The 10,035-nt window shown below is 61.3% G+C and carries 9 protein-coding genes; 4 read left to right on the plus strand and 5 right to left on the minus strand.

Features of this window, described 5'->3' with window-relative positions; all coding sequences use genetic code 11:
• Window positions 1–46: 46 nt before the first annotated feature.
• The 4 genes from EJ079_RS01540 to EJ079_RS01555 all read right to left on the minus strand — a co-directional run bounded on the left by EJ079_RS01540 (window position 47) and on the right by EJ079_RS01555 (window position 5,108).
• Entirely contained in the window at window positions 47–1,144 is a 1,098-nt protein-coding gene (locus tag EJ079_RS01540) for a polyamine ABC transporter substrate-binding protein (protein WP_127807874.1), read from the minus strand.
• A 340-nt stretch (window positions 1,145–1,484) separates the two neighbouring features.
• Entirely contained in the window at window positions 1,485–2,435 is a 951-nt protein-coding gene (locus EJ079_RS01545; protein ID WP_127807875.1) for a DMT family transporter, read from the minus strand.
• A 178-nt stretch (window positions 2,436–2,613) separates the two neighbouring features.
• Window positions 2,614–3,516, minus strand: coding sequence for a DUF2167 domain-containing protein (locus EJ079_RS01550; RefSeq protein WP_127807876.1), 903 nt, complete (start codon window positions 3,514–3,516; stop codon window positions 2,614–2,616).
• A gap of 149 nt (window positions 3,517–3,665) precedes the next feature.
• Complete coding sequence (locus EJ079_RS01555; RefSeq protein WP_127807877.1) at window positions 3,666–5,108, minus strand: XRE family transcriptional regulator; 1,443 nt, start codon at window positions 5,106–5,108, stop codon at window positions 3,666–3,668.
• 228 nt (window positions 5,109–5,336) lie between these two features.
• Between EJ079_RS01555 and aceA the strand changes: the two genes are divergently transcribed.
• The 3 genes from aceA (at window position 5,337) to EJ079_RS01570 (ending at window position 7,610) form a co-directional block, all read left to right on the plus strand.
• Window positions 5,337–6,626 carry an isocitrate lyase gene (gene aceA, locus EJ079_RS01560; RefSeq protein ID WP_127268366.1) on the plus strand — a complete coding sequence of 430 codons (1,290 nt, stop codon included), beginning with the start codon at window positions 5,337–5,339 and terminating at the stop codon, window positions 6,624–6,626.
• A 57-nt stretch (window positions 6,627–6,683) separates the two neighbouring features.
• Window positions 6,684–6,926, plus strand: a complete 243-nt coding sequence (locus tag EJ079_RS01565; RefSeq protein WP_006202762.1) for a hypothetical protein — start codon at window positions 6,684–6,686, stop codon at window positions 6,924–6,926.
• Window positions 6,927–7,205: 279 nt separating this feature from the next.
• Window positions 7,206–7,610: a response regulator gene (locus EJ079_RS01570; protein ID WP_245463682.1), complete on the plus strand. Its 405-nt coding sequence runs from the start codon at window positions 7,206–7,208 to the stop codon at window positions 7,608–7,610.
• Window positions 7,611–7,679: 69 nt separating this feature from the next.
• Here EJ079_RS01570 and EJ079_RS01575 read toward each other — a convergent pair whose 3' ends face one another.
• The gene (locus EJ079_RS01575; protein ID WP_127807878.1) at window positions 7,680–8,393 is read right to left on the minus strand and encodes an HAD family hydrolase; all 714 of its coding nucleotides are present in this window, start codon (window positions 8,391–8,393) and stop codon (window positions 7,680–7,682) included.
• A gap of 163 nt (window positions 8,394–8,556) precedes the next feature.
• Here EJ079_RS01575 and EJ079_RS01580 point away from each other — a divergent pair, with 163 nt between their 5' ends.
• Complete coding sequence (locus EJ079_RS01580) at window positions 8,557–9,993, plus strand: glutamine synthetase family protein (protein WP_027035719.1); 1,437 nt, start codon at window positions 8,557–8,559, stop codon at window positions 9,991–9,993.
• Window positions 9,994–10,035 lie beyond the last annotated feature (42 nt).

A 10,035-nucleotide genomic window follows, 5' to 3' on the forward strand; every position in this document is an offset into this window, starting at 1 on the left:
GTAGAAACGGTCCCGGCAGGTGGCTGCCGGGACCGTGTCGGATTGCTTACTGGCCAGTGACGATCTTGGTCCAGGTGCGCGTGATGACGCGCTGGGTCTTGGGATCGTATGGCGAGACGGTGTAGAGCTTCTTTATGGTCTCGGCATCGGGATAAACCGAAGGATCCTCCAACAATGCCTTGTCGACGAATTGCTGCGAAGCCTTGTTGCCGTTTGCGTAGAGCACGTAGTTCGACGACTTGGCGATGACTTCCGGCTTCATCATGTAGTTGATGAACTCGAGCGCCTCCGCGACATGCGGTGCGTCGGCGGGGATCGCCATCTGGTCGAACCACATCTGCGCGCCCTCCTTCGGCACGGAATAGCCGATTTCGACGCCCTGCTTGGCCTCGACCGCGCGGTTGCGGGCCTGGAACACGTCACCCGACCAGCCGACCGCCAGGCAGATATCACCGTTGGCGAGCGCGTTGATGTATTCGGAGGAATGGAACTTCCTGATGTAAGGCCGCACCTTGAGCAAGGTCTCCTCGGCCTTGGCGATATCATCGGGTGACGTGCCGTTCGGGTCGAGGTTGAGATATTTCAACGCCGCCGGGATGATATCTGCCGGCGAGTCCAGCACGTAGACGCCGCAGTCCTTCAATTTGGCCAGGCTATCGGGATTGAAGAAGACGTCCCAGCTGTCGATCTTGTCAGTGCCAAGCGCCGCCTGCACCTTCTTGATGTTGTAGCCGATGCCAACCGTGCCCCACATGTAGTTGACCGAGTATTCGTTGCCGGGGTCATATTTGGCGGTTCGCTCGGTAACCGTGTCCCACATGTTGGAAATGTTGGGCAGTTTCGACTTGTCGAGCTTCTGGAACACGCCGGCCTGGATCTGGCGCGCAAGGAAATTGCCGCTGGGCACGACGACGTCATAGCCGCTGCCGCCGGCAAGCAGCTTGGTCTCAAGGATTTCGTTGGAATCGAAGGTGTCGTAGACGACCTTGATGCCGGTTTCCTTGGTGAAATCGTCGATGATCGAACTGTCGATGTAGTCCGACCAGTTGAAGACGTTGACGACACGATCCGCGGCGTGACCGCCGACGGTGAACAATGTCAGGAATGCCGAGGTTGCCGAAAGCCAGAGCGCTTTGCGGATCATGCTATTCTCCTTTGATGAGTGTTCCTTCACCGGCTCGTCGCGATATCAGCGCGACCGGCATTTTCTTCAGACTATTGAGCTTTCCAAGGGGCGACAAGCGCGAACTGCCGAGACCATTCAGGCGGTTCGATGAGATGGCTGGATGCCCCTGAGGCGGCTTGGGAGGCGTGCCAATACCGTCATAGGCTTTCGCCGTAGCGCGGGCAGAGATACGACTATATGGTCCGGTCCCGATCGGACCGGCTGGGAGACTTGGCAAGATACGCCTGTCTTGTTGTTGCCGTATTCCCAGCCTGCCCGTGCTGCAGCGACGTTGTCAATGGCAAAGCTGCAGGCCGCCTCAATTAGGCGACGGCACCCCGGTGACCCCTGCGCGTTCGGGCCGTGCCTGCCGCTTGAATTCGAGCCCGATATGGACGAGCAGCGCCGTGACCACCACCGCGCCACCGATGATGGTGCGCCCCGACGGCACCTCGGAATGGATGAGCCAGACCCATATCGGGCCGAGGATCGGCTCGAACGTGCCGAGCAGAGCCGCGATGGCCGCCGGGATCAACCGTGCGCCGGTGGCGAAGAAGGCGAGACCGAGGCCGAGATTGACCACGCCGAAGGCAAACAGAAAGCCCATGTCGCTGACTGACACGGTGAAGGTCGATGCCTGCGAGACGGCAAAGCCGGCCGCGAGCATGGTGCCGAGGCACGTCGCCGGCGTCATGCGCACGCCGGAAAACCGCCGGGTGATGACGGTGGCGACCGAGAACATGACCGCGATCAACAGCGCCAGCCCATCGCCTATGGGCGAGACGGCGCCATCCAGCGATTCCGACACCATGATGGCGACGCCGGTGATGACGGCGGGGATTGCCACCCAGGTGGCGACACCGACCCTTTCGCGAAACAACGCCCAGGCAAACAGCGCCGCCAGCAACGGCACGCCTGCCTGCATCAAAAGGATGTTGGCGACGGTGGTGTAGGCCAGCGCCACGACGAAGGCGGTCGATGCGGTGGCAAAGCAGATCCCGACGGCAAGACCGGGCAGACCCATGTCGCGGAACAGCTTCCGCGTGCCACGCCAGCCGTCACGCCAGACCATGAAGCAGACCAGGAAGGCGGCTGCCCAGACGGAGCGCCAGAAAATGACCGTCCAGCTGTCACCGACGGTGATGAAGCGGGCGATGGTGCCGCCGAAACTCCACATCAGCGCCGACAGGAAGACCAAAAGCATGCCGACGCGTTCCTCGCGCGGCGACACGGCTGGCGATGCGACGATTGGCGATGCGGTATTGGTCATGGCTGCCACTGTCGGTGTTTCCGGCGGTGCACGATGCGCGATGGGCGACAAGGACGTGCCATTTTCGCCTAATGCGTCGGCAACGGCCGGGCGTGATCCAGCTTCATGTTCCCCTTTGGCGCACTGGTCAGACGCCTGGACCAAATTCGCCCTGCTGGGGTTGGCTGATCATCCCAATCTAGGAGGAAGCGTTCCTGTTGCCCCGAATGAGCCGCCAAAGGCCGGCCAACGGAATCAGCAGGATCAGGCCGAATTTCTTCAAGGCGATGAGCGCCACCGCCAGAAGACCAGCCTTTGCCGCCAATTTCCCGGCGATGAGGCCGCCAATCCCAACCGCGGCGACCGTGTCGGTGCCGGGCAGGAAATCCGTGTATCTCTTGCCCGTGCTGAAGCCCGCCAGGCCAAGCACTTCATCCAGGCTCTGCTTTATCTCCGGCAACTGCTCCACATTGGCGATGTAACTCATCACGAAGACGCCCTCCCTGCCAAGGAAACGGACATCGTAGTTGAGCGTGTGGACGGCGTCGTTTCCGAACTGGAGTTCCTTGGCCCAATGCAGACGCTTGTTGACGGCATCATAGACTGGCGGCGAAGCCCAACCGATCAACGTGACGGGCGGAAAACCGTCCTTCACCCGTTGATCGTTGCCCGACAAAGTGTCGGCCTTCATGCTGCTCAATAGTTCGCTGTAGTTGATGGAGGCAGCGTCGCCGTCATCGACATAACCGATCTTTTCCCAGCGCAGCTCTATTCCCCAATTGTTGTCGGCGATGGGGTCATAATTGCTCGGGAAGATCATGCCGATCGCGTCGGAACCGGCATCGGGTGGGTTACCCCAAGCCTCGGTCAGGACCGAGACGGCGTCCTTCTTATTCAGAAAATAGAACTTGCCCTTGAGATCGAGGTGAATGCCTTCGGCGAGGTCTATCGGTCCGGTCTTTGGATCTATCTTGTCCAGGAATGCCTTGCCGGCATCATTGTACTGTTTGTAGGAGCTGAAGAAATCCGAGGATTTTTCTGCATATGCAGATGAAGCTGAGAGGGCAAATGTCAGCCCAAGCGAAAAAACCGTCCTGCCCATCGCCGCCCCCCAGCCTTGCGTAGTTCGTCTTGATACCTCGTCGTCAACGCCGAATCAATATTTCGATCGGCAATACTCGGCAATATTATCTAGGGAAGACTCCGCAGCTTTCGCCGCCGGACGAAAGATATTCTTGCCGACTCATGTCGTCACTGGAAATCGAAGGCACTCAGGCCCGTCACCATCTCGTCGAGGCCGAGCGGGCGCGTCACCGGCGGCTCGGCGCGCGCCAGGCAGCCGACGCGTTCGCAAAGCCGGCAGGCAGGCCCGACCGGCGTCGCCGCAATACTGCCGGCCTTTGCGGTGATTGCCGCACCGGGTAATGCCGCGCCATAGACGATTTCGTCACGAAAGCCGATATCGCAGCCAAGCAGCAATGCGGTGCGGCGCGGACGTTCCGAGAACGCGCCTTGCGGCCCTTCCAGCGTGCGGGCGATGCACAGGAACTCGGCGCCGTCGGGCATTTCCACTGCCTCGACGAAGACCTGGCCAGGTTGGGTGAAGGCAACATGCACGGGCAGCTTGGGACAGCCGCCGCCAAAGCGGCTTTGTGGAAAGCCCTGGCTGCCGGCCTTGCGGAAGCGGTTGCCTGCATTGTCGACCTCCAGCATGAAGAACGGCACCCCCGAGGCACCCTGCCGCTGCAGCATGGTCAGCCGGTTGGCTGCCTGTTCGAAGGAGACGCCGAAGCGCGAACGCAGGACATCGATGTCATAGCGGGCGCGCACGGCAGCCGCGTGAAAGGCCTGATAGGGCATCATCAGCGCATGCGCCGCATAACGGCCAAGTTCGAAGCGGGCCAGGCGGCGCGCCTCGTCGGTGCTCAGCTTGAGCGCCTGGATCTCGCCGGCGACCGCGACCGTCATGCGGATCAGGCAGGCCTCCATCGCGACTTCGCGCAACTGGTCGAACGGCGACAGGCGTTCGGACAGGAACAGGCGCTGCGAATGACGATCATAACGGCGGCGCCAGTTAGGCATGGTGGCGACCGGCAGCACCTTGACGACGATGCCATATTCTCGCTTCAGCCAGGCCTTCAGCGCGCCGAACAGATCGTCGCCGGGATCGAGCACCGAGGTGAACGCCGCGGCCTCCTCCTCGAGGGCAGCGAAATGGTTCGGCCGGCGCTCGAGAATCTCGTGCACCTCGTCGATCGGCAGGCGGGCGCCGGAAAGCGCCGTCGCCCGACCTTCGCGCGCCAACAGTTCGTTGAGGTCGGACAGGCGCTCGGCCTGCTCGCGATAGGCGCGGAACAGTTTTATCACCGCCGCAGACGCGTTGGGCGCGGCCTCGGCAAGCTCGATCAGTTCCTGATCACCCGGCAACTCGCCGACCAGCAGGGGATCGGTGAACACTTCCTTCAAGGCAGCGACAGATCCCCTCGCCTCGCCCTGCAGTTCGTGTGGATCGACCTTGTAGACGGAAGCCAGCCTGAGGATCAGCTGCACCGTCAGCGGCCGCTGGTTGCGCTCGATCAGATTGAGATAGGACGGTGAAATGCCGAGGCCCTCGGCCATCGCCGTCTGGGTCAGGCCCTTGGCATTGCGGATGCGGCGGATGCGCGGCCCGGCGAAGATCTTCTGGTCAGCCACGGACTGTCCTTTACAGCAATTTACATGAACTTTCTGGGCTCTGGCGTTTTACAATAATGACAAATTTACAACGCACCTCTGTCAAACGCAACACAGGTTTTCTCTTATATTCCGTCGGCTTCCCGGATTTTTGTGGCTGATTTCGCGCAGAAATGTAAATCCAGTCATACCCAACGACCCCAGATTCTCGACGCCTTGAGACAGTTCAGCAATTCCTCGGAGTGACCAATGACTGATTTTTACAACCTCGTCCCATCGGCCCCGGAAGGTCGTTTCGACGGTATCGAACGGCCCTACTCCGCGGCGGATGTGAAGCGTCTGCGCGGTTCGGTGCAGATCCGTCAGAGCCTCGCCGAAATGGGTGCCAACCGGCTGTGGAAGCTCATCCATGAGGAGGACTTCGTCAACGCGCTCGGTGCCATGTCCGGCAATCAGGCGATGCAGCAGGTGCGCGCCGGACTGAAAGCGATCTACCTATCGGGCTGGCAGGTTGCCGCCGACGCCAACACGGCTGGCGCGATGTATCCGGACCAGTCGCTCTATCCGGCCAATGCAGCGCCCGAACTGGTCAAGCGCATCAACCGGACGCTGCAGCGCGCCGACCAGATCGAAACGTCCGAAGGCAACGGGCTTTCCGTCGAGACATGGTTCGCGCCGATCGTCGCCGACGCGGAAGCCGGTTTCGGCGGACCGCTCAACGCCTTCGAAATCATGAAGGCCTTCATCGAGGCGGGCGCCGCCGGCGTCCATTATGAGGACCAGTTGGCGTCGGAAAAGAAATGCGGCCATCTCGGCGGCAAGGTGCTGATCCCGACCGCGGCGCACATCCGCAACCTCAACGCCGCGCGCCTGGCGGCGGACGTGATGGGCACGCCGACCCTGGTCGTCGCGCGCACCGATGCGGAAGCCGCCAAGCTGCTCACCTCCGACATCGACGAACGCGACCAGCCTTTCGTCGACTACGACGCCGGGCGCACGGTGGAAGGCTTCTACCATGTCAGGAACGGCATCGAGCCCTGCATCGCCCGCGCCATTGCCTATGCGCCTTACGCGGATCTGATCTGGTGCGAGACCTCGAAGCCGGACCTGACGCAGGCCAGGAAATTCGCCGAGGGCGTGCGCAAGCATCATCCCGACAAGCTGCTCGCCTACAATTGCTCGCCCTCGTTCAACTGGAAGAAGAACCTCGACGACGCGACGATCGCCAGGTTCCAGAAGGAGCTCGGCGCGATGGGCTACAAGTTCCAGTTCATCACGCTCGCCGGCTTCCACCAGCTCAACTACGGCATGTTCGAACTGGCGCGCGGCTACAAGGCGCGGCAGATGGCGGCCTATTCCGAGTTGCAGGAAGCGGAGTTCGCGGCCGAGGCCGATGGCTACACCGCGACCAAACATCAGCGCGAAGTCGGCACCGGCTATTTCGACGCCGTGTCGATGGCGATCACCGGCGGCCAGTCATCGACCACCGCCATGCATGAATCGACCGAGCACGCGCAGTTCAAACCGGCCGCGGAATAGCGAGCAGCAAAGTACAGAGGAAACGCCCAACAGGGCTGGGAACACAGGAGAAGACCAATGGCATCGATAAGCCGCGTCAAGGAACGCGCCGAGGAACAGTCGACGACGATGAGCGTCGACCAGCAGGCGACGATCCGCATGCTGGCCAACGACCTGCACCGCCTCAACCAGTCGGTGATGAAGGCGGTCGAGGCGGGCGTCTCGGTGGAACTCGTGCGCTCGGCACGACATCACGGCGGCGACGGCAACTGGGGCGATCTGCTGATCCCGGTGATCGTCACGCAGCAGAGCCACGGCTGACTGAAATCCATGCAACCGACCCTTCACCTGCGCAGCCCCTGCGCAGGTGAATTTTCTCTTTATGAAATCCACGTGTGGACAGTTGAGTACAGTAGCGTTGCTTGAAATTCACTGCTCCCGGCGATGATTTCGAGCACTTTTATTTCAACTTGACACAGGCTACGATCTCACGCCAATTGCGCTCCGGATTCAACTCTGCATTGAAATAGGGGCGAGCTTCTTGGCCGACTTGTGTGCCCGGTGAATCGCGAAGGCGAGACTCCAAGACATCCGAATCCGGTGACCCGCGACTCAACCACCGAGGCGATCCGCGATCCGTCGCAGGTGCTTGTCGTCGGGAAATCGCCCATCAATCGCGTGGTGATTTCAAAGATCGTCGAGCGATCCGGGCTCAAGCCGATTTCGGAATCTCCCGACACGGCGGCAAGGATCTTGCGGTCGCTCATTCCCGGTGTGGTTGTCCTTGACGGCGGCGCCGACAACAAGGACTGCGACAATCTGATGTCCAGCATCGACGCGTTGCGCCGCGCCTCGGGCAAATCACTGCCACCGGTAATCCTGCTGTCAACCAAGAACGGCACGACGGAAAGTCTGGGCCTGTCTGGTATCATCGACGTGGTGGTCGCCAAGCCGATCACGCCCGAACGGTTGCAACCGGTGATCGATCGCCTGATCGGCCGCTAAGGCAACTGCGGGAAAAGTACGCAGGCGGTTTTCCGTCCGGAATTGAGCAAACCAGGTAAGGCCCGGCGATCACGGATCGATGATGCTTTCGATCAGTCCGGGCAGTTGTCCGAGATCGGATATCTGGCGGAACCTCGATTCGGTTACCGGCGCCTCGACATGCTCCAGCACCCATGTCAGTTCATGCGGCACATGGACACCCCAGCCGCCGGCCTCTATGGCCGGCACCACATCCGACTTCAGCGAGTTGCCGACCATCATGCTTTTCGCCGGACCATCACCGTGGCGGTTGAAGAGCCTGCTATAGGTGGCTGCATTCTTGTCACTGACGATCTCGACCGCGTCGAACAGATCGCCAAGGCCTGAGCCAGCCAGCTTGCGCTCCTGATCGAAGAGGTCGCCCTTGGTGATCAGCACGAGGCGGAATGCACCGGCAAGCTTTTCGACCGTCTCGCGGGCGTGCGGCAAGGCCTCGATCGGATGGCTCAGCATCTCGCGGCCGGCATCGAGAATCTCCGCTATGACCGAAGCCGGCACGCGGCCTTGCGTGACCTCGATCGCCGTCTCGATCATCGACAGGGTAAATCCCTTGATGCCGAAGCCATAGACGGCGAGGTTGCGCCTTTCGACCTCCAGCAATCGTGCCGAGATATGCTCGGCTTCGCCATGGTCGACGAGCATGGCGGCAAAGCGCTTTTCCGTCAGCCGGAAGAACTGCTCGTTCTGCCACAGCGTGTCGTCGGCATCGAATCCGATCGTTGTCAGTCTGCCGTTGGGCCGCATTCAATTTCTCGATTAAGATTTGGGCCTCGATTGGAATTGCGACGGCCGAAACTAGGCCGATTGGCGTGATTTTCAACCGCGCCGGCCAATGCCCGACGCGGCTCCCCTTCCCTTCCATAGGAGGGCACGGCTATACTCCACAATCCGCAACCCAATCTGGTGAATGATGCCGCCTGCAAAAAAGGAAGTCCGTCCGTCGAGCCGCGGAGGACGCGCCCGCACGCCTGCCTTCGTGAAAAACCAACGGGGCGTCAAGAACTGGAAGGAAGTCAGCGCCTGGCTGGAGTGGCGCGGCATCGAGGATATCGAGTGCATCACGCCCGATCAGGCAGGCGTTGCGCGTGGCAAAATGATGCCATCGAAGAAATTCACCTCCAACACCTCGCTGGCGCTGCCGTCGGCAGTCTTCATGACGACGATTTCCGGCGGCTACCCCGAGGATGGCAACGGCTTCCATTACCCGGAAGACGACGGCGACCTCAAACTCATGCCCGACCTGTCGACGCTGACGGTGGTGCCCTGGGAAGAAGACCCGACGGCCGCGGTCATCTGCGACCTCGTCCACCAGGACGGACGCTCGGTCGAGTTCACGCCGCGCAATGTGTTGAAACGTGTGGTGGCCGCCTATGACAAGCTCGGCCTGAAGCCAGTGGTGGCGCCCGAGATCGAGTTCTACCTGGTGCGCAAGAATCCCGATCCGGACTATCCGCTGACCCCGCCGGTCGGCCGGTCGGGACGCGCGATCGGTGGCGGCGCCGGCTATTCGATCGCCGGCGTCAACGAATTCGACGAACTGATCGATGACATCTACCATTTCTCTGAAAGCCAGGGCCTGGAGATCGACACGCTGATCCACGAGGAAGGCGCCGGCCAGCTGGAGATCAATCTGCGCCACGGCGACCCGATCGAACTGGCCGACCAGGTGTTCATGTTCAAGCGCACCATTCGCGAGGCGGCGCTGAAGCACGAGATCTACGCCACCTTCATGGCCAAGCCGATCCAAGGGCAACCCGGCTCCGCCATGCACATCCACCAGTCGATCATCGACAAGAAGACCGGACAGAACATCTTTTCGGCCGCTGACGGCTCGGAAACCGACGATTTTTTCCACTTCATCGGCGGCATGCAGAAGCATGTGCCGAACGCGCTGGTGATGTTCGCGCCCTACGTCAATTCCTACCGCCGGCTGACACAGGCGGCGTCGGCGCCGGTCAACAACAAATGGGGCTATGACAACCGCACCACGGCGTTTCGCGTGCCACGCTCGGATCCGGCGGCACGGCGCGTCGAAAACCGCATCCCGTCCTCCGATGCCAACCCCTATCTGGCGCTGGCGGCATCGCTTGCCTGCGGGCTGATCGGCATCACCAACAAGATCAAGGCCGAGCCTCCCGTCCTGACCACCGCCAATGCCGACGAAATCGACCTGCCGCGTGGCCTGCTCGAAGCCGTCGACCTGTTCGAGGGCGACGAGGAACTCTGCGCGCATCTGGGCAAGTCCTTCGCCGCCACCTATGCGGCGATCAAGCGGGCGGAGTTCGAGACCTTCATGGAAGTGATCAGCCCGTGGGAGCGGGAGTATTTGTTGCTGAATGTGTAGGGAATAGGGCAGTAGGGGAGTAGGGGAGTAGGGGAGTAGGGG

It is taken from the genome of Mesorhizobium sp. M7A.F.Ce.TU.012.03.2.1 (assembly GCF_004006095.1).
Classification (GTDB): Bacteria; Pseudomonadota; Alphaproteobacteria; order Rhizobiales; family Rhizobiaceae; genus Mesorhizobium.